The sequence below is a fragment of the Weizmannia acidilactici genome, from assembly GCF_008974225.1.
GTDB classification, from domain to species: Bacteria; Bacillota; Bacilli; order Bacillales; family Bacillaceae_C; genus Weizmannia; species Weizmannia acidilactici.
This window is the reverse complement of sequence record NZ_BKZR01000044.1, coordinates 1-25,670: the sequence shown is the minus strand read 5'-3', so window position 1 is coordinate 25,670 and position 25,670 is coordinate 1. Positions and strand designations below refer to the sequence as shown.

27 protein-coding genes, 2 tRNA genes, 1 other RNA gene and 2 pseudogenes are annotated in these 25,670 nt (G+C 43.8%); 12 read left to right on the top strand and 20 right to left on the bottom strand.

All coding sequences use genetic code 11. The features are described from left to right. Positions 1–275: 275 nt before the first annotated feature. Positions 276–1,181: a DMT family transporter gene (locus GBH70_RS13880; RefSeq protein WP_151681594.1), complete on the bottom strand. Its 906-nt coding sequence runs from the start codon at positions 1,179–1,181 to the stop codon at positions 276–278. Between the two features lie 86 nt (positions 1,182–1,267). Between GBH70_RS13880 and GBH70_RS13875 the strand changes: the two genes are divergently transcribed. Then, positions 1,268–1,957 (top strand): MgtC/SapB family protein, encoded by a 690-nt coding sequence (locus GBH70_RS13875; protein WP_151681593.1) that lies wholly within the window; start codon positions 1,268–1,270, stop codon positions 1,955–1,957. A 178-nt stretch (positions 1,958–2,135) separates the two neighbouring features. Here GBH70_RS13875 and GBH70_RS13870 read toward each other — a convergent pair. From GBH70_RS13870 to GBH70_RS13860, 3 genes and pseudogenes are all read right to left on the bottom strand, one after another. Further along, positions 2,136–2,734: pseudogene (locus tag GBH70_RS13870) on the bottom strand (nitroreductase family protein). Positions 2,735–2,802: 68 nt separating this feature from the next. Then, a complete protein-coding gene (locus GBH70_RS13865) occupies positions 2,803–4,068 on the bottom strand; it encodes a cytosine deaminase (protein ID WP_151681592.1) in 1,266 nt (421 codons plus the stop codon). Positions 4,069–4,078: 10 nt separating this feature from the next. Continuing rightward, a complete protein-coding gene (locus GBH70_RS13860) occupies positions 4,079–5,497 on the bottom strand; it encodes a cytosine permease (RefSeq protein ID WP_216643889.1) in 1,419 nt (472 codons plus the stop codon). Positions 5,498–5,849: 352 nt separating this feature from the next. On the opposite strand from GBH70_RS13860, the gene GBH70_RS13855 reads away from it, so the two are divergent. Then, positions 5,850–5,933 (top strand) — tRNA-Leu (locus GBH70_RS13855). A 155-nt stretch (positions 5,934–6,088) separates the two neighbouring features. Then, on the top strand, positions 6,089–6,913 hold the full coding sequence (locus tag GBH70_RS13850) for a MerR family transcriptional regulator (RefSeq protein WP_151681591.1): 825 nt from the start codon (positions 6,089–6,091) through the stop codon (positions 6,911–6,913). A gap of 38 nt (positions 6,914–6,951) precedes the next feature. Here GBH70_RS13850 and GBH70_RS13845 read toward each other — a convergent pair whose 3' ends face one another. Continuing rightward, a complete protein-coding gene (locus tag GBH70_RS13845; RefSeq protein ID WP_151681590.1) occupies positions 6,952–8,439 on the bottom strand; it encodes a UbiD family decarboxylase in 1,488 nt (495 codons plus the stop codon). A 218-nt stretch (positions 8,440–8,657) separates the two neighbouring features. Between GBH70_RS13845 and GBH70_RS13840 the strand changes: the two genes are divergently transcribed. The 6 genes from GBH70_RS13840 to GBH70_RS13815 all read left to right on the top strand — a co-directional run bounded on the left by GBH70_RS13840 (position 8,658) and on the right by GBH70_RS13815 (position 13,532). After that, positions 8,658–9,005, top strand: a complete 348-nt coding sequence (locus GBH70_RS13840; RefSeq protein ID WP_151681589.1) for a hypothetical protein — start codon at positions 8,658–8,660, stop codon at positions 9,003–9,005. A gap of 21 nt (positions 9,006–9,026) precedes the next feature. Further along, complete coding sequence (locus tag GBH70_RS13835; protein ID WP_151681588.1) at positions 9,027–9,965, top strand: FAD:protein FMN transferase; 939 nt, start codon at positions 9,027–9,029, stop codon at positions 9,963–9,965. Then, the gene (locus GBH70_RS13830) at positions 9,934–10,533 is read left to right on the top strand and encodes a ferric reductase-like transmembrane domain-containing protein (RefSeq protein WP_253693919.1); all 600 of its coding nucleotides are present in this window, start codon (positions 9,934–9,936) and stop codon (positions 10,531–10,533) included. The genes GBH70_RS13835 and GBH70_RS13830 overlap by 32 nt, the downstream gene beginning before the upstream one ends. Positions 10,534–10,567: 34 nt before the next feature. Next, positions 10,568–10,831, top strand: coding sequence for a ferredoxin (locus GBH70_RS13825; RefSeq protein WP_151681587.1), 264 nt, complete (start codon positions 10,568–10,570; stop codon positions 10,829–10,831). A gap of 366 nt (positions 10,832–11,197) precedes the next feature. Further along, a complete protein-coding gene (locus tag GBH70_RS13820; RefSeq protein ID WP_151681586.1) occupies positions 11,198–11,752 on the top strand; it encodes an NADPH-dependent FMN reductase in 555 nt (184 codons plus the stop codon). Between the two features lie 457 nt (positions 11,753–12,209). After that, entirely contained in the window at positions 12,210–13,532 is a 1,323-nt protein-coding gene (locus GBH70_RS13815) for a methyl-accepting chemotaxis protein (protein ID WP_151681585.1), read from the top strand. Here GBH70_RS13815 and GBH70_RS13810 read toward each other — a convergent pair. After that, positions 13,519–13,935 (bottom strand): annotated as a pseudogene (locus GBH70_RS13810) (ATP-binding cassette domain-containing protein); the annotation flags it as partial. The gene GBH70_RS13815 and the pseudogene GBH70_RS13810 sit on opposite strands and share 14 nt — an antisense overlap. A 126-nt stretch (positions 13,936–14,061) precedes the next feature. On the opposite strand from GBH70_RS13810, the gene GBH70_RS13805 reads away from it, so the two are divergent. Further along, a complete protein-coding gene (locus GBH70_RS13805; protein ID WP_151681583.1) occupies positions 14,062–14,934 on the top strand; it encodes a cytochrome b/b6 domain-containing protein in 873 nt (290 codons plus the stop codon). 131 nt (positions 14,935–15,065) lie between these two features. Here the strand turns inward: GBH70_RS13805 and GBH70_RS13800 are convergent, their stop codons facing one another. The 5 genes from GBH70_RS13800 to GBH70_RS17365 all read right to left on the bottom strand — a co-directional run bounded on the left by GBH70_RS13800 (position 15,066) and on the right by GBH70_RS17365 (position 17,607). Then, positions 15,066–15,416, bottom strand: a complete 351-nt coding sequence (locus GBH70_RS13800; RefSeq protein WP_151681582.1) for a hypothetical protein — start codon at positions 15,414–15,416, stop codon at positions 15,066–15,068. Between the two features lie 276 nt (positions 15,417–15,692). Next, on the bottom strand, positions 15,693–16,097 hold the full coding sequence (locus GBH70_RS13795; protein WP_259370061.1) for an MMPL family transporter: 405 nt from the start codon (positions 16,095–16,097) through the stop codon (positions 15,693–15,695). 83 nt (positions 16,098–16,180) lie between these two features. Next, positions 16,181–16,888: a class I SAM-dependent methyltransferase gene (locus GBH70_RS13790; RefSeq protein WP_253693916.1), complete on the bottom strand. Its 708-nt coding sequence runs from the start codon at positions 16,886–16,888 to the stop codon at positions 16,181–16,183. A gap of 141 nt (positions 16,889–17,029) precedes the next feature. After that, complete coding sequence (locus GBH70_RS17370; RefSeq protein WP_253693914.1) at positions 17,030–17,335, bottom strand: hypothetical protein; 306 nt, start codon at positions 17,333–17,335, stop codon at positions 17,030–17,032. Further along, positions 17,287–17,607 (bottom strand): chloride channel protein, encoded by a 321-nt coding sequence (locus GBH70_RS17365; RefSeq protein WP_253693922.1) that lies wholly within the window; start codon positions 17,605–17,607, stop codon positions 17,287–17,289. Before GBH70_RS17365 ends, GBH70_RS17370 begins: the two co-directional genes overlap by 49 nt. Positions 17,608–17,794: 187 nt before the next feature. Between GBH70_RS17365 and GBH70_RS13780 the strand changes: the two genes are divergently transcribed. Further along, a tRNA-Pro gene (locus GBH70_RS13780) sits at positions 17,795–17,868 on the top strand. Positions 17,869–18,399: 531 nt separating this feature from the next. Here the strand turns inward: GBH70_RS13780 and ssrS are convergent. From ssrS to GBH70_RS13760, 4 genes are all read right to left on the bottom strand, one after another. Further along, a non-coding RNA gene (gene ssrS / locus GBH70_RS13775) (6S RNA) lies at positions 18,400–18,595 on the bottom strand. Positions 18,596–18,643: 48 nt separating this feature from the next. Further along, complete coding sequence (locus GBH70_RS13770; RefSeq protein ID WP_151681580.1) at positions 18,644–18,940, bottom strand: rhodanese-like domain-containing protein; 297 nt, start codon at positions 18,938–18,940, stop codon at positions 18,644–18,646. 81 nt (positions 18,941–19,021) lie between these two features. Continuing rightward, positions 19,022–19,282: a metal-sensitive transcriptional regulator gene (locus GBH70_RS13765; protein WP_151681579.1), complete on the bottom strand. Its 261-nt coding sequence runs from the start codon at positions 19,280–19,282 to the stop codon at positions 19,022–19,024. A gap of 18 nt (positions 19,283–19,300) precedes the next feature. Beyond that, complete coding sequence (locus GBH70_RS13760; RefSeq protein WP_151681578.1) at positions 19,301–19,633, bottom strand: rhodanese-like domain-containing protein; 333 nt, start codon at positions 19,631–19,633, stop codon at positions 19,301–19,303. A 145-nt stretch (positions 19,634–19,778) separates the two neighbouring features. On the opposite strand from GBH70_RS13760, the gene GBH70_RS13755 reads away from it, so the two are divergent. Continuing rightward, positions 19,779–20,558, top strand: coding sequence for a thermonuclease family protein (locus tag GBH70_RS13755; RefSeq protein WP_151681577.1), 780 nt, complete (start codon positions 19,779–19,781; stop codon positions 20,556–20,558). A gap of 27 nt (positions 20,559–20,585) precedes the next feature. On the opposite strand, the gene GBH70_RS13750 is transcribed toward GBH70_RS13755, so the two are convergent. The 5 genes from GBH70_RS13750 to GBH70_RS13730 form a co-directional block, all read right to left on the bottom strand. Further along, a complete protein-coding gene (locus tag GBH70_RS13750) occupies positions 20,586–20,981 on the bottom strand; it encodes a VOC family protein (RefSeq protein ID WP_151681576.1) in 396 nt (131 codons plus the stop codon). Positions 20,982–21,054: 73 nt separating this feature from the next. Further along, positions 21,055–21,774, bottom strand: coding sequence for a trehalose operon repressor (gene treR, locus GBH70_RS13745; RefSeq protein ID WP_151681575.1), 720 nt, complete (start codon positions 21,772–21,774; stop codon positions 21,055–21,057). Between the two features lie 42 nt (positions 21,775–21,816). Then, complete coding sequence (treC, locus tag GBH70_RS13740) at positions 21,817–23,505, bottom strand: alpha,alpha-phosphotrehalase (RefSeq protein WP_151681574.1); 1,689 nt, start codon at positions 23,503–23,505, stop codon at positions 21,817–21,819. A gap of 78 nt (positions 23,506–23,583) precedes the next feature. Beyond that, on the bottom strand, positions 23,584–25,002 hold the full coding sequence (gene treP / locus GBH70_RS13735; RefSeq protein ID WP_151681573.1) for a PTS system trehalose-specific EIIBC component: 1,419 nt from the start codon (positions 25,000–25,002) through the stop codon (positions 23,584–23,586). Positions 25,003–25,048: 46 nt separating this feature from the next. Then, on the bottom strand, positions 25,049–25,534 hold the full coding sequence (locus GBH70_RS13730; protein WP_151681572.1) for a PTS sugar transporter subunit IIA: 486 nt from the start codon (positions 25,532–25,534) through the stop codon (positions 25,049–25,051). Positions 25,535–25,670 lie beyond the last annotated feature (136 nt).

Below are 25,670 nucleotides of genomic sequence, written 5' to 3'. Positions count from 1 at the left end.
CGCTCATTTTTGAGCGACTTTATTATTATATCATGTATCCGATCGATGTCAACAACTTTTTTACCGTTGCGTTGCTGGGTCGCTATCGGACGAATATTAATATATCATGTCCTTAGCTTCCATGCAATAGTTTTTTTAAATATTTTTTCGCAGAATATTTTAGCATCCCACTGTACTGCAAGGTCATCATCAAATGTTGGTTTTCATATACATATATATGAAGAAACAGGCCACGTACCAAAACAAGCCATCTTTCTGTTTTCACAGGAAACGGGTCAACCGGCCGGTTCGCTTTTTTCTTTTATCTGAAGTGCACGGCGGTTTTCAGCATGGTCCCGGATCATAAAGTAGGCAATGCTTAACAAGATGATGATTCCGCCAACCGCCTGGAACCAGGAAATTTTTTCTTGGAAAAGGAAATAAGCTAGAATCGAGGCACCAACCGGTTCAAATAAAATCGCAACGGAAACTACGGATGCACTGATCCATTTTACAACCCAATGAAACACCGAGTGTCCTGCGAGCGTCGGCAGGATCGCAAGGAGTAAGAAACACACCCAATTTTGGGCGGAATACGGAAAAAAAGATTCACCGGACAAAACCACATAGAAAAACAGCACGACCGTGGATGCCAAATAGACGGTAAAAGTGTAAGGAATCAAAGCCGCCCTTTTCCTTACATATTGGCCGATCATTAAATAAACTGTGACAAACAGGCAAGAAATAAGCGCTAAAATATCACCGTAGAGCGCTTTTCCGCTGATAAAAAAATCTCCCCAGCTGATCAGGATGCTGCCGAATACTGCTAAAGCCGCGCATAACACAGCTTTAAGAGAAAGGGACTCACGGAAGAAAAAATAAGCGCCGGCAAAGGTGAAAATCGGCTGCAATGTCACAAGCACAGTAGAACTGGCAACGGATGTTAAGTTAAGGGACTCAAACCATAAAATAAAATGGAATGCAAGAAACGCCCCGGCAACGACAGAAAGGAAAAGATCTTTTTTTCCCATGTGCATATGTTCTTTCCTCTTATTGATAAAAAGGATTGGCAGCATGATAAAAGTGGCATAGAATAACCGGTAAAATGCGATTACACCTGCATCCGCCGTGCTGTATTTGACCAAAATGGCGGATGACGTGACCGCGAGTACTCCCGCGATTAATGCAATATACGGATTCAATTGCACATTCTCCTTTTCAATTTCACGTTACTTTCATTCTATAGCGCGCTGCTGCATTTGACCAGTACTTTTAAAGGGGGAGACAGATGGTGTTCTGGGATATGGAAATTATATATAAACTCGGTATTACCGCCATATTGGGGCTGATTATCGGGCTGGAAAGGGAATTAAAGCGGAAGCCGCTCGGATTAAAGACAAGCTTAGTGATTTCGATTATCAGCTGCTTACTGACGATTGTATCCATCCAATCGGCGTATCTTTTTAATCATGCCCATGATGTGCAAATAACGATGGATCCGCTCAGGCTCGCCGCCCAAATTGTATCCGGAATCGGTTTTCTCGGGGCCGGGGTCATATTAAAAAAAGATAACGATTCGATTACCGGCTTGACGACCGCAGCTATGATCTGGGGAGCAAGCGGCATCGGGATTGCCGTCGGGGCAGGTTTTTTCATGGAAGCAATCGCAGGCGTTGTACTCATCATGATCAGTGTGGAAATTATTCCTTTATTATTAAAAAAAGCAGCAAAAAAGAGATTGCACAATAAAGATCTCATTATAAAAGTTGTGGTCCATGACCGGGATTCGATCCCAACGGTTCTCGAATCAATTGAAAAGCAAGAGATCACAATTGAAAATATCCGGATAAAGGATTTAAAAGACCATTCGCATTTAATCGATTTGAAAGTAAGGGCAAGTTACATGCATACTGCTGCGGATATATACCGGAAAATTTCGGATATGGACGAAGTGGTGGCGGCTGAAGTCGAAAGCTGATGAAAAACAGTTTTTCAAGTACTTAAATAGCAACAAACTCAAGGGAGAGAAATTAGCGAAAAAATTTTTGATATCAGATGTTCTTTCTAAAAAATGGGAAATTCCATTCACCCCCCTCCTCAAGCAGCCTGTTTAACGCAAAAAAAAGCAGCCGCGAAATTCCCGGCTGTCAAAATTTTTATTTAAAAAATTTTACGCGTTCATCTAGCGGTTTGAATTCTTTTTCCCCTGCCGGAGCTGTCGGTTTTCCAAACGGCATTTGCGCAATTAGCTGCCAGCTGTCCAGGAGCTTCCATTCTTTTTTGATTTCAACACCAATGAGCGGGTTGTAATGTTGGAGGCTGGCGCCGAAGCCTTCCTGTTTCAGGGCTACCCAAACGACCAGCTGCAGCATTCCGGAAGACTGCTGCTACCAAAACGGAAAATTATCCTTATATAATTCAAACTGCTGCTGATGCGATCGGATGACATCCTGTTCTTCAAAAAACAGGATCGTGCCAGCCGCTGCCAAAAGAACGTATTTTTTCTTCCGTTGAAGCAACATTTTCGGCAGGTACAATTTTCCGTAATGTTTCTGTTGTGATTCCAAAGTTTCGTATGGTGCTCATCCAATAAAATCACAACTCTTCCGCTTTGCGAATTAAACGATGTCGGCGTATATTTGACGGCATGTTTGACGATCCCGAGGATACGGTCGTCCGAAACAACTGCTTCACTACTAATCGCGTAGATGGAACGTCTATCTTCTATGGCTTTGTAAAAATCTGCCACGTCCAAATTTCCTCCGATTGAAAATATGCCTGCATCTTTCTTATCGCCTATTTCGAAAGGGGATATTCTTTACATTACTTTTGAAAACCTACACGCTCTTCACCATCCAAATAGACGAAGGAGGAACTCGGAACCGTTTCTGAAATCACTTTGCCGTTCCGAATCGAATAACGTACCGGCACCTGCCTCCGTATCGCATCATAAGCATCCGCTGCCGTCAGGATAATCAGATTGGCCGGTTTTCCTTCCACAATGCCGTACCGATCCTCAATATGGAGCGTTTTTGCGCTATTTTCCGTAATCAGGTCAATCGACTGCATGATCTGTTCATAGCCCATCAGCTGGCATACATGGATGCCCATTTGCAGCACCTGCAGCATATTCCCGGTGCCAAGCGGATACCAAGGATCCATAATGTCATCATGCCCGAAGCAGACATTCAGCCCCGCTTCCAACAACTCTTTCACACGCGTCACCCCGCGCCGTTTCGGGTATGTATCAAACCGGCCCTGAAGGTGGATGTTTACAACCGGATTGGCGACAAAATTGATACCCGAAAGTCTCAGGATCCTGAATAATTTGGAGGCATAAGCGTTATTGTAAGAATGCATTGCCGTTGTATGGCTGGCGGTCACTTTTTCTCCGATGCCGAGCCGGTACGCTTCCGCCGCGACAACTTCGACAAAGCGCGACTGTTCGTCATCAATTTCATCGCAGTGGAAATCTATGAGCCGGTCGTATTTTACAGCAAGTTCAAACGCTTTTTTCACCGACTCTACGCCATACTCCCAGGTAAATTCGTAATGCGGTATGCCGCCGACCACATCCGCCCCGAGTTTCAATGCTTCTTCCATCAATTCAAGGCCGTTCGGAAACGAGAGGATACCCTCTTGCGGAAAAGCGACAATTTGCAGTTCCAGCCATGGCGCAACCTCTTCTTTTACTTCCAGCAGCGCTTTTAACGCCGTTAACTTCGGATCGGTCACATCCACATGGGTACGGACAAACTGGATGCCCTGCGCAATCTGCCATTTTAACGCTTTTTTCGCACGCGCCTTCACATCTTCATGGGTAAGCAGCTTTTTCCGCTCCGCCCATGTTTCGATGCCTTCAAATAACGTGCCGCTTACGTTCCATTTCGGCTCCCCCGCTGTCAGGACCGAATCCAAATGGATATGCGGCTCAATGAAAGGAGGCAGGACAAGCCCGCCTTCCGCATCGATCACTTCATCCGCAGTTTCCGGAAGCCCACCTTGGAAAATGGCTTCAATTTTTCCTTTTTTCAATTCAAGGTTCCAAAGTCCTTCTTGATTTCGTAAACGTGCATTTTTGATTAACATGTTTAACACCTTACTTCCATAATTTTGCAACGATAGTATACAGGACACCGGTTAAAACGATCGTTGGGTAAGTGGCGCCGATATGGGCGGTAAAAACCGGCAGATTGTGCACAGCCAGGAAGAAAGCCACACCAAGTACCCAAACGAGCATTGTCTTGATGTTAAAACCTTTCGAAAACCAGTATTTTCCGTTTTCTTTTTCAAATTCCCCGGCATCATACGATTTTTTCTTCACAAAGTAATAGTCCACGATCGTAATGGCAAAAATCGGCCCGAACACCATTCCGATATAATCAAGGAACATTTCAAACGAATCGAGGAAACTTCCGGCAAAAAGCGGCACAATTGTCAACACTGCCGCAATGATCGTGACAATCCAAAGCGCGGCAATCGGCTTGATTTTCTTCGTTATGTTTGTAAGCGAGATTCCTGCTGCCATTAAGTTTACAGCGTTGGCTGTGGTGCTCGTTAAAATAATTACGACGAGTGCCACCATGCCAAGGCCGAGCTTGCTGACAATCGTGCTCGGGTCGGAGTTATTCGGATCATACACCCCTGTAGAGATCGCAGTGCCGATCGCGCCGACAATGCCGACAAACGCAAACCAGAACAGCGCGATATTTGCGCCGATCATCGGGGCAATCGTAGCCGTCGCTTTTGATTTGCCGTAGCGGGTAAATTCCGCAATCGCTGGCACCCAGCCAAGACTGAACGCCGCCATTGTATCCATTGCCGCGCCAATCGGCAGGCGTTCACTTTTCGGCGGCTGCCAGTTTAAAATGTCATGGAAAGAAACATGCCACAGCACAACGACCGTTTCCCAAATGCCTAAAATAAGGATCAACACAACGCCGATACGTTCCACTAATTTTACGGATTTATGGCCCATCGCAATTGAGAGCAAATGCAAAACGCTCATGACCACAATCCCGAACATCATCGTTTTCGCGCCGCCCGCTTCTCCAAACGCCGGCCAGCCGAGAAAATCTTTGCATACATAGCTGATGGAAATTGCGGCAATAAACGTGTTGACCGCGGTCCAGCCGATAAACTGCGTTGTATTTAAAATCGATGGCAGGAAGCTCCCCCGGACGCCGAACGACGGCCTTGTCAACGCCATCGTCGAAGTGCCGACTTTATAACCGATAAACCCGATTAACGCCATAATCATATAAGCAATCGGATTGGCAATCAAAGTGACTAAAATGGAACCGCCGAATGCCGCCCCTGCAACCACACCGCCAACATACCATGAACCGTTATTTGCGTTTGCCCCGATCCAGGTGGCAATCATATCGCCAAAACTTAAACTGCGGCAGCTCATCGGCACCGCTTCGGAAGCCCCGTATTCTTTTGTCACCATGTTTTGGGATGGCGCCGCAGTTTGTTCCGCCGCTCCCGCATGTTGAATCGTCTGATCAAATGACATATAAATCCTCCTCCGATAATGTAAAAATCCGAGGCCTTTCAATTCAAACGGAGCAGGTGCAAAAAAAGCTTCCTGCCAGCAATGACAAGAAGCCTGTACTTCACCAAAACGACTCTGCAACAAGCGCAGAACTTTTCCGTTTACCTTGTCAGCCTCACTGGACTAAAATTAAAGGTACTCATATTCAACTACTGTAAATATACCACTGTCCCCAAATCCTGGTCAACGATTTTTATGCAATTCGACATGCGAAAAACTTTTTCGCAAAAACTTTAAAAAAGCTATTGCATTTTTCTTTCGGGCATAATATAATAAATTTGTCGCTGATGAGGCGAACAAAAAAATAAAAAATGCGGATGTGGCGGAATCGGCAGACGCGCTAGATTCAGGTTCTAGTGGTGGCAACACCGTATGGGTTCAAGTCCCTTCATCCGCATCAATGAAACAAGGGTTTCAGCCAGTTGGTTGGAACCCTTGTTTTTTTGCTTATAAGCAGCATTGATACATAGATAAATAGCGGATTTATCCAGATATTTTTATTTAATCAAGTTGAATGATCAAGACTCCAGATTGTAAGAAAAGGAGATAGACATGGAAAAATATTTTTCAATTGGTGAAATGGCTTCGATCCACCATATTTCAAGGCAGGCTCTGATCTACTACGATAAAATTGATTTATTCAAGCCGATTAAAACAGATGATCATGGCTACCGGTATTACAGCCCTTCCCAAATTCCTTTGCTCAGAGAGATTCTATTTTTAAAATCAATTGGCATTAAATTGGATACAATAAAGGAACATATCCAAAACCGCAACCTTACAACCGCCATTTCACTGCTCGAGTCCCATAAAGAAACGATTGAACAAGAAATTGAACAATTAAAAGCAACAAAAGGACATATCGAAAATAGACTATCCCTATTTGCAACGGTGGAAAACTTCAAAAACGAACTTTATCAGCCAATGATCGAAACGTTCCCGGAAAGGAAAGTTATTTTTGTCCCATTTGAGCATCAAATTTCACGTAAAGAGCTGCATTTAACTGTCATGAAAGCGTGGGATATTCTGAACAGATATAGCCTGCTTCCTTCTGAAGGGTTTGGCACGATTATACGCAAAGAGAGTTTAGAAGAAAATGATGTATTTCGAGGTGCGGGCAGCTGCATTATGCTGCCGGATGATGTGGCGGAAATCGAAAATATGTTTACACTGCCTGCTGGAGAGTATGCCTGTATGTTTAAATACGGAATGCCATATGAAACACAATTCCTGGATGAATTAATAGAATGGATTCACGATAACCATTATCAAGTAGCCGGTGATGTTTTTGACGCCTGCCTTTTGGATTCGACATTTTACGGGGAAGACCAGAATTCCGACTTTTGCCAGCTGCAGATACCGGTTAAGAAATGTTAAAAAAGAAGAGGAATGCAGCGCACCCTCTCCCCTTTTCATTATTTCTTAAACAATTTCGGTGCAAAGCGGCTTGGATCAACATCCATAAACTTCGCCCGTTTGAATTTATCTTTTAAATGATAAGGCACTGTGCAGTCAAAAATGGTTTTGCAGGAAATGCCTTTGTCCCGGATGGAAGGGCTGTATTCCGGGCTTTGCGACGGATCAAGCGGATGGCAGCGCACACCCGGAATAAAGATCGTGTCGACATCCCCCTGGAAGCGGGTGTTCATTGCCCATAGGACGTCATTACTGTCGAATGGATCCACGTCTTCGTCAACAATAAAAACATGTTTCAATTCGCTGAACGCTGAAAACGCCAAAAGCGCCGCCTGCCGCTGCCGCCCTTCGTCACTCGGCTGGCTTTTCTTAAACTGCAGAACGGCCATATATTTGCCACCACCGGAAGAATGGGCGTATACATTCAAAAGCCTGCCCGGCAACGCCCTTTCAATCATTTGAATAATACTTGCTTCGGTAGGAATTCCTACAAGATTGACATGTTCCTCGCTCGGCCCGATGACAGATTGCATAATCGGATTTTTGCGGTGGGTGACGGCTTTTACTTTGATTAACGGCACTTTCGGGTTCGCTTCACCCGTGTAACCCGGAAATTCTGGCATGGCTTTTCCTGTATTTGTATTTTGGTCTTCGCGGACATACGTGTTTGGAATCAGTTCCCCTTCGATCACATATTCTGCATTGGCAATCGCCTTTTCATCAATTGTTAAGCATTGAACAAGTTCAACCGGCTCATTCCTTAGAGCACCGGCAATGCTCAATTCGTTAAATCCTAATGGTGTGGTAGGCGGTTCAAAACATGCACCGATTTCGATCGCTGGATCAACACCGATGCTGATGGAAATCGGAAGCGGTTTTCCAAGTTTTTCCGCTTTTTCGCGGAATACCCCTAAATGGCGGGCACCAGGTGTAAAGAACATGGATATTTCATCTTTGCTTTGCAGGCAAAGGCGGTGGATCGTAACGTCCGATTCGCCCGTTTCCATATCGGATGCGTAACACATCCCCGTTGTAATATACGGACCGGCATCTTCTTCCGTATTGGTCGGCGCCGGAATGAGTTTGCGGATATCAAATCCCGGTTCATCTACGTAGTGAACGACCTCCTGGCATTTTGCCTTTTCATTTGGAACGGTAACCGGCTGAATTGGATTTTGCACCGCTTCATTTAGTAGGAACCCGAGCCTTTCCGGTTTTTCTCCAAGGAGCAGCCCTACCCTTTCGCGGCTGGCAAGCAGCCCGATCACCACTCTTGCATCTTCATGGCCTTTCACATTGTTAAAAATCATTGCCGGGCCGATCCGAGTCGGGCGCATAACCGTCCCGCCGGCGCCGACATAGCGGTAAACCCCTGAAATTTCAGCATGCGGATCAACCGGTTCATCCGTTTCAATCAGCTGGCCCGGAACCGTTTTTAACAATTCGAGGGCCGAACGCAAATCCGTGACTTTGATTTTCTCTGCCATCGTTTCTCCTCCAATCAACTGTTTCGTACAAGGAAAAGTTTACCCTGTATAACTGCTATACAGTCAATCATCTCTCAATTAAACCATCATTAATCTCCAGCTGAATTGTTACATCAACCATAATACTTTTTTCAATCCTGTCTCGTTAATTCTTTTTTAATAAAACTCCACTATGATGGTATCAAGCTAAGATTTGAAAAAAATGGAGATGACAATAGATGGCAAAAAACAGAGGGATCAAATGGATTGTCGGTCTTTCGAGCGTTGCGGTTTTTACAGGGATGGTCGGCCTAGCGGAAAAATATGACCAGTCAAGCACAAAAACGACTGCATCCACAAGCAGTTCCAATACAAATTCAAATTCTTCTTCGAGTTCAAACCAATATCATGACAGCAGCGGCAAATTTTTCTCGGACGATGGTGGCAGCTCAAACAGCAGTTCGGACAACAACAGCAGTTCGAGCAGCGGTTCGGACAATTACAACTCCGACAGCTCCACTTTCCAAGGCCCGCCGAGCAGAGGGGATTTCGGCCAGGACAGCCAGGTAGGCGGCCATTCTTCGTAATCTAACGAAAGGGGAATTGCGATGTACAACTTTCGTGCAATGAATACAACGATTGCCACTTATTATTTGAACGAACAGCACAACCGGCAAACGGAGGCATGGTTCCGGCATGCGGAAAATACACTCAGCCGCTTTTTGCCTGAAAGCGAATTGTCGCAGTTAAACAGAACGGAAAATACGCCTTTTCTGCCAAGCGATGTGCTGTATGAAGCAGTGGCAGCGGCAGACCGTTTCTATTATGAAACGGACGGCGTGTTTAATCCGTATCTCGGCCGCGACATATGCAGGCTCGGATACGACCGGAGCTTCGAAAAAATCGAATCAGGAAATGTAGAAATTCAAAATCAATTTTTAACCAATAAAGAAGCACCGGCCGAAATCGACCCAAAAATGAGAATGATTACGATACACGGCGCGATGATTGACCTCGGCGGGATTGGAAAAGGCTGGACTGCCCAGCAGGCCGCAAACCAGTTGTCGAAAAAAACGCCATTTGGCGGCATTGCAGCAGGTGGGGATATTATTGTCTGGGGAATGCCGAAAGAAAATTGGAACATCAACATTTCAACACCCGAATCCTGGGATAAGCAATTGTTTTCTTTTAAACTCGACCGTCCTGCAGGCATCGCCACAAGCAGCACGGTGAAGCGGAGCTGGAAGGATAAAAATGGGCAGACCCACCACCATATTCTCGATCCGCGCACGCACGAAAGCTCACAGTCGGATCTTATTCAAGTCAGTGTCATTGCTCCTGACCTGGCCGTTGCGGAAGTATACGCAAAATGCATGATTATTTTAGGCTGGGAAAAAGGAATCGAATGGGTTTTGGAAAAACGCAAAGATCTCGGCATTGTCGGTGTGAAAAACGACCATTCCATTGTAACAGGCGGGGCGATCCGCGACTATTCTTCGGAAGGACTGATTTATTATGGTGAGCGAACTGTTCACAGCCATTCATAACATCATGCCTGTATGGACGGTTTCCCGTGCAGCCGGCGTGACTTCTTACTTGTTGCTGTTTGTATCAGTCGTTACGGGGATGAGTGCCCATTACCATTTTATGAAACCAAGAACAAAAGCCCGGATTAACCTCGTTCACCAGTCAACTGGCTGGTTCGGCCTGTTATTCGGGATGGTGCATGGCCTTGTCCTGACGTTCAGCACGTATGAAAACTTTTCGATATGGGATGTGCTCATTCCGTTTATTTCGAAATCAAATCCTATCCTGATCGGGATTGGGATTCTATCGCTCTATATCATGATTTTGTTGATTGTGACATCAGATTATATGAAAGCACTCGGGCATAAAACATGGAAAGCAATCCACTTTTTGGCTTTTCCTGCATTTATTGGCGTATTCATCCACAGCGTGGTGCTCGGGCCGGATGCGCATTATCCGTTTATGATGTTTTTATACGCCTCAACTGCGATGATTACAATTGCGGCCCTGATTTTAAGAATTTCGATCCGCCCGTCGAAAAAAACGGTGCGTCCAACTGAACAACGGGCGGCGCGTCACACCGGTTGATGAGCTAAAAAATAATTTTTTGGAGGAATGGAAGATGAAAAAATTTGCGATTGTCAATCGGGAAACATGCATTGCTTGCGGAGCCTGCGCAGCAGCCGCCCCAGATATTTTTGATTATGATGAAGAAGGATTGTCATACGTGATGTTGGATGATAATCAGGGAACAGTAGAAATCCCGGAAGAACTTCTGGATGATCTGGAAGATGCTTTTGAAGGCTGCCCATCCGAATCCATCAAAGTATTGGAAACACCTTTTAACGGTAACCCAAACAAAGAAGCAGCAGGAATTTCATGTTGAAGTTCCTGCTGTTTTGTTTATTGCCACTGGCTCCCCTTTTATCGGCGGAATGACCCGATTTATCAGCGGTGAGCTGGAATATATCAGCGGGTTTTCAATTTTATCAGCGAAAACTTCTCATTTATCGGCGCTCAACTTTAAAATTACACATCCCGACTTCCTCCTCCCTTTTTGAACCCAGATATTTTTTCACCAAAACAAGGTTCCCGGCACCTCATTTCCTCCTGATCCTCTTTTATCGGCGGAAATGCACGGTTTATCAGCGGGCGACTTTTTGTATCCAGGGCATTATTTTTGACTTTTCACTTTAGTTTTCCTTATAATTATCTCGAATTAAAAATAATTATGGAAGAAGGTCAGATCATTTTGGCAAAAATTGGTATTTTGCTCGGCTCTTTGCGGAAAGAATCTTTTTCAAGAAAACTTGCAGAAAATGTGGCAACCCTGTTCCCCGGCGGCTATGAAACAGAGATTGTTGAAATTGGAAATCTGCCTTTATACAACCAGGATTATGATGACTACAACGAAGTCCCTGCTGAATATACGGCATTCCGCAACAAAGTAAAAGGACTGGACGCCATTTTATTTGTAACGCCTGAATACAACCGCTCTGTTCCGGCTGTATTAAAAAATGCGCTGGATGTCGGTTCGCGCCCTTATGGTCAAAGTGTTTGGAGCGGCAAACCGGCAGCCATTATTAGCCAGTCACCTGGGAATTTGAGTGCGTTCGGCGCCAACCACCATTTGCGCCAGTCGCTTGTCTTCTTAAACATGCCGGTCGTCCAGCAGCCTGAAGCTTATATCGGTAATGTCGCAACGCTGTTTGATGAAAACGGTAAAGTTACAAATGAAAGTACTGTCCAATTCTTACAATCTTTCGTGGATGCGTTTGTTGATTTGATCAAAAAATACAAAGGTTGAGATATATAAAAATGTCCCGAAAAAATAATCTAATATAAAAAATCATGGTGAGCATTTACCTCTTGGGCAAAACTCACCGTTTTTTATTCCGTTTATTCGTTACTTCGGATACTTCCTCACTCCAATGTGTGCTTATTTTTCCGCAATGAAATCTAAAAAATGGAAAAATACAAAAAACCGTCCGGTATGGTATGATAATTGTTCCCGTTTCAACCCTTTTTTCAAGTATATGCTTTATTACTTATTCGCTTTTTCTCACCACCGTATCATGAAACCGATGATACATCAAAAAGGTTAAAGTACGGTAAAACAATTTTATGGCCCCTGAAATTTTTTTGTTAAAGTCTAAATATTGTATGCCGATAATTACAATGGAGCATCCAGTTCTGAAAAATTTCCGCTAGTTAAATCTTTATACCTAATATTAAAATACCATACTAAACACCGGAGGAACGCCATGTTAAAGAATGTAAAAAAGATTTCATCCAAGATTATTTTAATATCTGTCATTAACACGATTTTTGTAGCAGCCATTAATATCGGGACATCGTTATTTATAGGCCCCGGCAGCAGTACCAACGGCCAAACCCAGGGAGCATCCGGGGGGTTCATGGTTCCAACGCCTGTTTTGATCGGCCTTTTCATCTCCCTTATCATCGGCATCATACTTTCGTACATATTGGGCAGGGTGATTTCTAAACCGATCCTGCACATGGCTGAACTGGCAGAACAAACTGCGGCTCTGGATTTGCGGGAAGAAAGCCAGTCATTCGGAAAAATGAAAGAATACAAAGATGAAACCGGACAGATGGCCAAAGCGCTCGGGCAAACAAGAAAAACCTTAAGGGACTTGGCGATGAAGCTACAGCAAATATCCTCAACGGTTGCTTCCCACTCCGAATCCCTTGCCAAAAGGGCGGAAGAAAGCTTCCAGTCCATCAACCAAGTGGCAGCCTCCATCGATGAGTTCGCCCAGGGAAACAGTCATCTTGCACAAACCGTTCATGACATCAACGAAACATTAAGTGAAGTCGTCAATCTGATCGGGGAAATTACGCAGGAAGCATCCACCGGGGCGGAATATGCTGTGTCTTCCCTTGATGCTGTCGCAGAAGGGCAAAAAACGATTGATATCCAAATTGAGAAAATGGACCAGAATATTGAGATCACGACTGCGGCAAATCAATCCATTACAGAACTCAGCCAAATGATCGGCAAGGTCCATGAATTTGTTAATGTCATTAATGCCATTGCAGCTCAAACAAACCTTTTGGCTTTAAATGCATCGATAGAGGCTAGCAGGGCCGGGGATGCGGGAAGAGGATTTGCCGTTGTGGCCGGTGAAATCCGTAAACTGGCGGAAGGTTCTTCGAAAGCAGCGCAGGAAATTAAAGACTTGATCTCCGCGACGACGGAAAAATCCAATGCAGCTGTGGAAAATATCAGCCAGGCCAACGCCTTTATCTCGGAACAAAAAGACGCTTTCCATAAAACTGAAGCTGCCTTTGAGACGATTAAACACACATACAGCAACATTGTTGACAGTTTTCGGCATACGGCAGAAAGCATGGAAAACATCAATGGGAAATCCAAACAAATTTCGAAGCAAATCCAGGATATTACTTCCACTGTTGAAAATTTTGCGGCAAGTTCAGAAGAAATATCCGCTTCCAGCCAGGAACATCGGGCTTTTACCGAAGCCATTTCCGGGTCCACAAAAGAGTTGCAGCAACTGGCAGGTAAATTGGATGCGGAAATTAAGAGGTTTAAAGTAAGTTAACCCGCAAGATCCCCTGCAGGCAGCCTGACAGGGGATTTTTTAACGCAAATTGATTCAGATAAAGATTTGCATAAAATCCGTTTTGCCTCAACAGCTCTTCATGCGAACCTTTTTCGATGATTTCCCCATGGTTGATGACGAGGATCATGTCTGCTTCGCGGATCGTGCTCAGCCTGTAGGCAATGACAAAACTGGTCCTCCCCTTCATTAACGACTTCATCGCCGCCTGGATATGGAACTCTGTTCGGGTGTCGACATTGCTTGTCGCTTCATCCAAAATGAGGATCGACGGGTCGGCAAGGATGGCCCTCGCGATGGTTAACATCTGTTTCTTCCCCTGGCTTACATTGCTCCCTTCCGCATTTAAATACGTATTATATCCATTCGTAAGTTTCCGAATAAAACGCATCGGCTGCCTTACTCCCCTCTGTATACATTTATATACAACCAATCAATAAAATATTAAGCAGAAATTAAGAAACCGCCATTATATTTTTGATATCAAATGATTTGGGGTGTACATGAAAAAATGAAAAAGAACTACATAAAATTTGCCATTGATCTGATCATGGCGATTATGTTTGTCCTGTTTTTCAACACGCGCGTTTTAGGTGGGCTAGCGTATCATGAAATTGCCGGGCTTGTTTTTGGTGTCATGTTTTTGACGCATGTTTTGCTGAATTTCAATTGGGTGAAAAATGTAACACTGAAAATGCTCGACAAAAAACTGCCGTGGAAAGCGCGGGGAAGCTATGCACTGAATCTTTTGCTGCTGGTCTCCATGTGTTTCATTATTATCAGCGGGATCATTATTTCCCGGGTTGTTTTCCCGAACATCAACCTTGGGAATGAAAATTGGTTCAAAATTACCCATATTTCTGTCTCATCCCTCGTTTTAATTCTGGTAGGCATTCACGTAGGGCTTCACTGGCATTGGGTAGTCAATGTCTTTAAACGGATCATCCACTTTAAAACAAAAAAGAAATGGATTGGTTATGCAGTAAAAATTGCAGCGGCGCTGATTCTTGCTTTTGGCGTTTATGAAATCAAGCAAACAGGATTTGTCAACCGGGTTGCGAGCGCCACCACCGTCTTTAGTGGAAACAGCAGCGGCGGGCAAATGGAGGGGCATGATCATTTTGATTCCGCCAGCGGTCAAGGGCCTGATTTTATGAACGGGGAAAAACCGGGCTTTGCGAACGGCCAAAGACCGGTTTTCGAAAACGGGCAAAAACCAAATTTCGCAAAAGGGGAACGGCTTGAAGGTGCAGAGCATGAAGGCGGAAACGTGAATGTCCTGAATGTCATCCTCACATACTCAGGCATTATGGCCGTGTTTGTCGTGATCACGTATTATATTCGAAAACTAACATTAAGAAAGAAAAGAAGAAAAATGGCTTAAACATACGGAAACCTCCGATTTTTTCCGGCGGTTTCCGTTTTTTCATTACCTGTACTCGCGCTTTAATTGGTACTGGTCATCATCATGAGAAGATGGATGATACAGAATACCATTCCTGTTCTGCAATAATCCTACGAAAATCTTTTGCTTCGGATGCGCGTTTTTGTTCGAACTGGTATTTTAAAAAATTTTTGTTCTGTAATACAGCGTACATCATACATTTTGTTATAAACATCGATGCTGCCAGTTGCTTTCTCCAGCTGCGGCTCCGAATGTTTTAACTGCTTATGGGCATCATTCAAGCCGGAAGCGATTTTGGAAATGGCGTTGTTTGCCTGTTTGAGCCCGTCATCAAGGGTTTGCGCCTGATTCGGGACAAGGAAGTTTTTGATCGGTGTCCCTGCCGGTTGTGTCGCGCTCCGGACTGCTTTGACATGATCGACTTTTTCAACACTGAGCGTAATGGCTTCAATCTTCTCCAAATATTTGCGCGAATCATTTTTTCACCATTTTTCATCACGATCGTGGCCGGCATCGATTCGCCAGGTTCAAAATGATCCGCAATCAGGTTATAACCTTTTACCGAATCATACTTATCGCTCATTTTGGCAATTGAATTATAAGAAAGTTTTCCATTGTAAATGATGATTGCCGGAACGATGGACACCGCGACAATGAAGAGTGCGATGAAAGGGCGCGCCAATGCAAAGCCACCCATTTTTTCCACATGCGGCTTTAACTGTGGCTGATATTTTTATTCATCGGCCAGAACAGTTTTGTGCCAAAATGAACATCAAAATCGGGACAATCGTCACCAGGCATAAAATAAGGAAGACAATCCCGACTGCGACGCCTACGCCTGACCGGTATATGTTGAAGTTCGAAAATCCGATCGCCGAAAAGCCGACCAGTACGGTCAAAGAACTGAAGAATACGGTGCGGCCCCCGCTCCGGAACGTATGGATCACCGCTTCATTCACCGTTTCAAAATTCGGGAGTTCCTCTTTGAAACGGTGAATCAGCAAAATGCAGTAATCCGTCCCGATCCCGAACAGCACCGCAACAAGGAAGATGTGTGTGTAATCGAAAATCGGAAAATCCACCCATTTGGCCAGAAAAGCAACGACAGCCTGTGATGCGAGAAAAGAACAGCCGACAGCGATCAGCCATGAATTGTTTTTACAATTTCATTATAGGAGAGCAGTAAAAAAGAGCCCTTGACCAAAATCGATTTTTCATCCAAGTTTTATTTTGTTCCTGTCAAGATCCGGTAGCTCAATGCATCGTGATAAGAACTGACAAGATTTCCATGCCGTGTGAGGATGGAAAACAATTCGGGCTCAAGATCCGTTGAAAAATGATATTCTGAATGGGTATAGCCGCTTACAGCTAGGTTTTCCTTCCAAACTTTTATATTTCGGAAACCGGCCGTTTCCAACAGTTTTTTCCAGTCTTGTTCCGCCAACAATATGTCAATTTGATAAAAATTTTTGATCTCAGATTGCTCCTCTTCAGTCAATTTTCTGTCAACCGTCATCTCATTTGCAATGAAACGCCCGCCTTTTTTCAAAACCCGGTATATTTCCGCCAACGAGGATGGTTTGTGGACAAATGCCAGGACAGACTCGGATAAAACGAAATCAAACGTATGGTCCTCAAACGGAAGCTTTTCAACAGATCCGGCAACCAAGCGGACCGGCAGCTGTTCGGATAGAAACCGGTTTCGCGCTTTTTCAATCATGATCGGATGAATGTCGAGGCCGGTAACATCAGCCTGATATTCCCGGAATAAATATGCGGCCGTTTGCCCCGTTCCGCACCCCGCATCTAAAATTTTTGAACCACTCCTGATATGTTCATTGGCCAGCATTTCCTTTGAAAGATTAAAGCCACCGGGATGGGCACCCCCCAAGCCGAATTTTGCCAAATAATCGATATATGTGAAATCTCCCAATTTACCGCCTCCCTTTGCTTTGTTTATTTTATGTAGATAGGTAAAGCGGGGTTCTATTTCTCCCGGGAGAATGCCTATAGAAATACAAAGAATTTTAGGGGCATGGAGATGTTGGATGCAAGACAAAAATTGTGCACTGAATCACCGGCTTGTTTCACGGGCAAATCTATTACAAATGTAAATGGAACTGGTTCGCCTTGTTTTTTGATGTGGTCCCGGAAAGTTGGATGGCCACTTTTTTAATTCCACGTCCGGTTCCAATTGCACCCATAAAGATTTTTGGCCAAAAACGAGCTGCTCGTGATATACGCTCTGATGCCCGATGATCATATAGCCGGCGATGCATGCCGCCATCACATACAGGCCGGTTATGTGCCCGTACAATTCGTATCCGAGCATTACAGCGGAAATCGGTGTATTAGATGCAGCAGCAACGACCGCCAACATTCCCGCTGCGCCCCTAAAACAGGATTTAACCCGAAAGCCAAAGCAAAAACGTTCTCGGCGACAGAACCAATTACAAGTTGCAGGGTGAACGTCCCCCCGTAAAAACCGGATCCAAGTGTAACAACCACAAACAAGATCTTCCAAAGAAACGCGAAAAAGTCAACATGGTCCCCGTATATGGCCCGGTCTATTAAAGGCAGGATCAGACCCAAATCGGCGGCAGGAAAAATCAATAAAAGGGCGGCAATGAGCAATCCTCCGGCGCAGGGCATCAGCAGCAAAGGAATATGAAAACTTTACTACTTTTTGCCACCGCCTTGTAATTCAATCCGGACAGGCAAAAGGTTCCGGAAAAAATTTTAAAAAAGGCTTTGACAAGCGAAAATTATTGTTGTAGAATAATACCTGTCAGCGAGAGATAAGGTTGCTCGTAAAGTTGAAAAGCAAAATAAATTTTTTCGGGAAGTAGCTCAGCTTGGTAGAGCACTACGTTCGGGACGTAGGGGTCGCAGGTTCAAATCCTGTCTTCCCGATCCTTAAAAACCTTGATGTATCGCGGATATATCAAGGTTTTTTATTTGTCAGCGAAGCCTTCATTCGCCGGCTTTGCAGTAACAGCCATTGTGTTCGGGAAAAATACACAAAGAATTGTTACGCCGCTCCAACATAAATCCAATCATCGTCTTCTCCTAACAGGTTTAAAAATCCCCATTTTACACCCCTATTTTTGGAGGTGATAAAATGGAGGAAAAAAGTTATAAATCTAATACTTATTCGTATAATGATCAGCTTTAAGGCAATATACAATGCAAAAGTGCCGGAGATACAGACAGCTTGGGTGAAACAATCCAAAATGTAATCAACAAAGTCACCGGCAATGATAAGAACGAGTAAGAATCGTACAATTTTCTGAACGCCAAACGATTGGCGTTCTTTTTACATAGAACAACCCCCTGAAGATTTCAAGGGGCTGTTTGGACAGACAATTTTATGAAATTTTTATCAGGCGTTTAAATGATTAAACCCCGGACCGCTTTAATGCAGAACAGGGTTTAACGGCTTATGTATGTGCCGCCGTTGCCGTAATTGAACTAAGAAAGTTTTAAAACCACACTCCTCAAAGTGGGTGTCCGCAAAAGCATTCCTGCCTTCCTCCCTGCCGCAAAAGGCGGAGGCCCGGCATTCCGGCTTTGATATAAAACTCCCTATATCAGTTTAAAGGTTAAAACTTTATTACCATTACGCACAACGCAGCTCTTGTATTCATATATTACCCTTTTTTTAACATAAGATCAATAAGAAACTTTTTCACTCGATTTCGCCAGTCCAGGACATCATGCCGCCGCTCAGGTTCGTGACATCGAAGCCGCGGCTTTCAAGAAACTGGCAGGCCATATAGCTGCGCCCGCCGGAATGGCAGACAACAATGTAATTTTTGGAACGGTCGAGATCCTGCAAGCGGAACTCCAAAAGGCCGAGCGGGATATTCACCGCACCCGGGATTTTTCCTTCCGCAACTTCATCTGTTTCACGCACATCAATAATATGAAGTTTCTCTCCCTTTTTTCGTTTTTCTTCGACTTCCTGTGTTGAAATTTGTTTCATGATCAATTCCCCCTTATATTACCCCTATAGGTATATCATCACATAAAATTTTTCTGCGGGAAGGCCGGAGCCTCCCCGTTTTCAGCGACTTTTCACAAGCAGGTTGACCGCTTCTTTCACAAGACTTTCCGTATCTTCCCCGTTTTGCCCCGCTTTTTGGACACATTCCACCAGATTGGCGCTGACAATTACACCGATCGCACGGTCAATCGCCGTACGCGCTGCAGACAGCTGGGTGATGACATCTTTGCAGTTGTCCTGTTGTTCCATCATCCGCAACACGCCCCGCAATTGGCCTTCAATTCTTTTGACGCGGTTTTTGATTTGGTCATCATATTGCACCTTTTTTCCTCCTCTATATTATGAGTGAATCACAGAGTAAGAGCTAATGTGAAATCCTTTCCTGCGCAAAAACCGGATGCCGAAATTGGCTTCAAGCTGGTTTGAAGAAATAATATGCAGGTTGCCCTTTGGAATTTGGCAGGAAAATCTTTTTAAATAGGCGGTTGGGATCGTAATGGCGCCTTGAACGGATCCACTGCCTGCATCCTGGTAATCCCTTACGTCGACCACCACTTTATTTTCCATATCATCAATTCTTAATTCTGTCCGCGTTATTCCGTGGACCGGAAAATATCGTGTATAACCAATTTTAATGAGGATCAGAGCAAGAATGAAGAAAACAACATACATTTACACGAATGACCTCCTGCCCAAAATTCAATTACAGAAACCATCATATACCCCTATAGGTATTTTGTCAAATCCCATGCCTTAAAAACTTTTTAAACTCATGGTAAAATAATGAAGCAGACTTTTTAAGACAAGGGGAAGAGAAATGAAAAAAAGAAAAGTTGGCTGGCTTGGATTCATCATTGCCATGTTCTTAATGGCTGCGGCAGCATGTGAACCATATAATGGCAGCAGCACACAGACTGCCACAAAACAGGCGACATCCCAGCAAAGCAGAAGCCAATCCGGCCAAACAACCGGCAAGCAAATTCCGGTCAAGCTTGCCGATGTGACCGATGGGGATACGATCAAAGTCTACTATAACGGAAGGGAAGAAACAGTCCGCTATTTGCTGGTTGATACACCAGAATCGAAAAAACCGGGTCAGTGCGTGCAGCCGTATGCAAAAGCGGCCTACTACCGGAATAAGCAGCTCGTCAGCAGCGGCAAACTGACCATTGAGTTCGATAGCGGCGCTGAGCGTGATAAATATGGCCGGCTGCTCGCTTATGTTTTCGTGGACGGCAAATCCGTGCAGGAACAGCTGCTGAAAGAAGGGTATGCGCGCGTCGCTTATGTATATGAACCGCCTTATAAGTATTTAAGCACGTTCGAAAAAGCCGAGCAGCAGGCAAAGAACGCGTCTCTCAGAATCTGGTCACAAAAAGGCTATGCGACAGACCGCGGTTTTAACGGCTGTGTAAAAGGAAGCGCATCTTCCGAAACAACCGGTCAGCAAAAAAGTACAAACAGCAGCACCGACAATTTTCAAAATTGCACAGAATTGAGAAAAAAATACCCGAATGGCGTACCGCGCTCCAATCCTGCTTACCGCTCCTATATGGACGGCGACAAGGACGGCTACGCCTGCGAACTTTATAAATAAGAAACAGGCTGGCGGAAAGCCTGTTTCTTATTGTTCATAATAATTTAATTCCCATTCAATCCCGTGCCTGTCTTTTACCTTGGCATACAGCGCACCCCAAAATGTTTTCTGCAGTTCCATTGTCACCTGCCCGCCTTCAGACAATGCACTGTAAATGCGGTTGATTTCTTCTTCACTTTCAAGGTCCAAAGAAAGCTGGATGTAGTTTCCTTTTACAGGAGGATCCCCAAATACATCGTTAAAATACAGCGCGCAGTCTCCAATATGCAGCTCGGCATGAATATATTTTCCTTCATGCCCTTTAAACATTTCGATCCCGTCCGCAAGCTTGGCATTTTTAATTTCGCCCTTAAATACATCACGGTAAAATTCGATCACTTCTTTGCAGTTTTCAATCGTAATATGTGGGATTACTTTTTTCATGGTTCACCCTCATTTTCTCCGGAAGATTTCCTCTATTCTACCATAGTGGAACAAAAAAATGAAATGCAGAAAATTACCGGTGCTCGCGTCTTGCAAAATCCACAAACCGGAATTTATCCAGCCTGTGCCGCGATTCCGTGTATTGCAAAAGGCTCGTATCATCCAAATAAACTTGGTTCCGTACAACGACCACATGATTGTATTCCTTCATATCCAAATACTTGTAATCTTCCTCGGTTGCTTCTTCCACTGTAATTTCTTTTTTCGCAAAACTGATGACAAGACCGAGCTTTTTTTCGAAATATTGGTAAAGTGAAACTTCGCATATATCTTTTGTGATGGTTGGAACAAATTTTCTTCGGATATAGTCTTTGTCTAATATAATATTTTCTTGATCGACTTCCCGTGATCTGATGACTTGCCAAACTTCTTCTTTTCCTGATATTTTTAAGCGCTGGCATAATGTTTCATCGGGTTTTACCAGCACTAATTCATGTACATTCGTCCGCCAGGCCTTTCCCGAGCTCTCTGCAATTTCGCGAAAACTGACCAGTCCAGAAACCGGAAAATCGAACTTTTTTACATCCAGTACTACTGAGCCTTTTCCTTTTATTTTCTGGATATACCCATTTTGCGACAAAAGATTAAGCGCTTTTCGGATCGTTTCCCTGGACGTAGAAAACTGTTCAGCCAAAATATGTTCAGATGGCAGCATGCTGTTTGATTCGATCTTTCCTTTTTGGATTTTGTCCGCTAGTTCGTTATAGATCAACATATATTTATTCTCTCTCATTTTAAATCACCATTAGTCATTGTAACATGGTATGGCAGAGAATTACGATTTCTTCATATAATAAACAATGGATTCATAAGGGCGCAGCGCAATGGAATGGAAATCTTCAGGGGAATCCTTGTAATTGGCAATTAGGATTTCAGCATGCCCATACTGCTTAAGATCCAATTCTTCCGGCAGTTCAAACTGTGCCGGTTTCCCGTAAAAATTATTTACCACTAAAAGCTTTTCTTCTTCCCCGTTTCTGAGATACGCAAAAATTTCAGGGTGTTCAGGGAGAATCAGCTGGTAATTTCCGTAAGTGATCACATCATATTTTTTCCGCAATTGAATCAGTTTTTGGTAATGGTAGAAAATAGAATCTTTATTTTTCAAGGCATCCTCGACATTGATATCTCTGAAATTCGAAGCCACCGCAATCCACGGCTTTCCTGTTGTAAAACCACCGTTTTTCCCACTGCACCATTGCATCGGGGTCCGTGAATTGTCCCGGGATTTCTGTTTCAGAATTGCCATAATTTCCGTATCGGACTTTCCTTGTTCTTTTAATATCTTATACATATTTAAGGATTCAACATCACGATAATCTTCAATCCAGTCAAAATGCGGGTTTGTCATACCGATCTCTTCGCCCTGGTAAATGTAAGGCGTGCCTTGCATCATATGGATGGTAGTCGCCAGCATTTTGGCCGATTCCACGCGGTATTTACCGTCATTCCCATATCTAGAAACTATTCTTGGCTGATCGTGGTTGCACCAGAACAACGCATTCCATCCCCCGCCATCGTGCATGCGCGTTTGCCATGTGGAGAGAATTCGCTTTAATGCGATAAAATCAAAATCCGCCGCTGTCCATTTATCACCGTTTTCATAATCAACTTTTAGGTGATGAAAATTAAACACCATGCTTAATTCCTGCGCGTCTGGATTCGTATAGCGGATGCTGTCCTCTATTGTTGTTGAAGACATTTCCCCTACTGTAATCGCATCGTACTTTGAAAATACTCTACGGTTCATTTCATGCAAAAATTCATGAATGCGCGGGCCGTCTGTGTAAAATTTGCGGCCGTCCCCAGGTGGTACTGACCCGTCATCATCCGGGAAGTCCTGATTTTTTGAAATCAAATTAATAACATCCAGACGGAAGCCGTCGACACCTTTTTGAAACCAAAATTCCATCATTTTATAAATTTCTTCACGGACCTTTTCATTTTCCCAGTTTAAATCCGCTTGTGTCACATCAAACAGATGCAAGTAATATTGCCCTGTTTTTTCATCATATTGCCATGCCGGGCCACCGAATTTTGAAACCCAGTTGTTCGGCTCCTTGCCGTCCACCGGATCTTTCCATATATAATAATCACGGTAAGGGCTGTCTTTCGATGAGGAACTTTCGATAAACCATTGATGTGCGATTGAAGTATGGTTCACAACAATGTCCATAATGATTTTAATGCCTCGCGCATGGGCTTCTGTGAGCAACTGATCAAACTCATGCATTGTTCCATATGTTTCATCAATGGCATAATAATCACTGATATCATAACCGTTATCACGCTGCGGGGATTGATAAATCGGTGTCAGCCAAACAACATCGATGCCAAGAATCTTTAAATAATCCAATTTTTCAATAATCCCCTTAAGATCGCCGATGCCATCCCCGTTTGTATCATTAAAGCTTTTGGGATAAATTTGATAAACGACTGCTTTTTTCCACCAAGGTTGTTTCAATTTTTACACCACCGAATCCTTCTATATTATCCAAAAGGGCCTGTACGAATAATCGCACAGGTCTCCTGTCTTTAAGATTTATGCTTTTTGTCTTTTTGCTTTTCCAAATACGAAGGTTAACACGAAAGGTACAATGAGTGCGACTGCCATACCGATAAAGAACGTTCCCCATGATTGCGGGAAAATAGATAAAAATCCCGGAATCCCGCCGACACCGATCGCCGGGGCTTTTACATGGCCGGTTGCCAAAATAATCCCTGCAATCGCCGATCCGATCAGTGCACATACGAATGGAAATTTATAACGGAGATTGACCCCGAACATCGCCGGTTCTGTAATGCCAAGGTATGCGGAAACGGTTGATGTACCCGCCAGCCCTTTAACATTTTTATCTTTTGCCAGAAACATCATCGCAAGTGCTACGGAACCTTGTGCAATATTGGACATCACGAGAATCGGCCATAAATAAGTGCCGCCAGTGCTTGAAATCAATTGGAAATCAACAGCAAGGAAAGCCTGGTGCATCCCTGTAATGACAAGCAGTGCATAGCAGCCGCCGTAAATTAACCCCCCGATTGCCGGCACATTATTAAACACCGCAACAATGAGGCCAGTAATCCAGTTCCCGATTCCAAAAGTAATCGGTCCGACCGCAATGAACGTAACAAATCCTGTTATCAATAGTGCAATTGGTGCAACAAGCAGCAACTGTACGGAATCCGGAATATGTTTTTTTAAATAGATTTCCAGTTTAGCCAAAATAAAGGATGAAACGAGGACAGGCAGTACTTGCCCCTGATAACCGATTTTATTGACATGATAACCGAATAAATCCCATGTTGGTATTGTGTGGTTTTTCAAAGCTTCGCCGTATGAATAAGCATTTAATAAGTTTGGATGAATCATCATGGTCCCGATTACAATTCCGAGCAGCGGGTTGCCGCCAAACCGTTTAACAGCCGACCAGCCGATTAACGCAGGCAGGAATGTGAAAGCAGTATTTGCGATAATATTGATCATATCGGCAAGCCCTGCCCAGTTTTTATGCACTTCAATGAATGATTTTTGATCGTAGAAAATGCCTTGGCCTGTTAAAAGATTGTTTAAGCCCATTAACAAACCTGCTGTTACGATTGCCGGCAAAATTGGAATAAATATATCGGAAAGCATTTTGACAAATCGTTGAAGCGGGTTCATTTTTTTAGCTGCTTCGTTTTTGACATCATCTTTAGATGCTTCCCCAATCCCAGTAATTTCGATCATTTTATCATATACTTTATCAACGATCCCCTGACCGATTACCACCTGGTATTGCCCGTTTGCCAAGAAAGACCCTTTTACAAGGTCAATTTTTTCAAGTCGTTCTTTGTTTACTTTTCCTTCATCTTTTAATGCAAACCGCAGCCTTGTCACACAATGTGTCGCAGCCGCAATATTTTCCTTTCCCCCTACAGCCTCAACAATCTGTTTGACAGATTCATTGCTGATTTTTGCCATGCTGTTTTTCCTCCTGTATATCTATATTGGCGCACTCAATTTCCAGCTATAATTGTGCAGTCATTATTTCTGTTTCCCCTGCCAAAGCTTCAACGCCTGTCTTCTTTTCAAGGGATTTTACCTTTTCTCCATTTGTAATGACAATGGATGTAATGGAGTCCGCTGCCCATTCTTTTATAAAAGCAAGATTAAATGTGATGAGCGGGTCGCCTTTTTTTACTTTATCCCCTGCCTTAACAGCGGCTTCAAAACCTTTGCCATTTAACGATACCGTTTCCAATCCGATATGAATTAAAAGTTCCAGCCCTGATGTGCCGCGAAGCCCGATGGCATGCTTCGTAGGGAACACCTGGATCACTTCTCCGTCAAATGGAGCTACCAATTTCCCGTCAACCGGTTTAATGGCAATCCCGTCTCCCATCATTTTTTCAGCAAAAGTTGGATCGGGAACTGCTTCAATCGCAACAGCTTCACCTTTTAAAGGTGCATAAATATGTTCTTCTTGCGGTTTTTTTTGAAACAATTTGAACAAGATAGCCACCTCTTTTGGTCAATAGCGTTTTCATTAATTTTGAATCTTGTATATACAAGTCATGTTATTATAATATCCAGTATATACACCGTTGTCAATAGCGTTTTCATTTCCGGTTAAATATAAAAAATTCCGG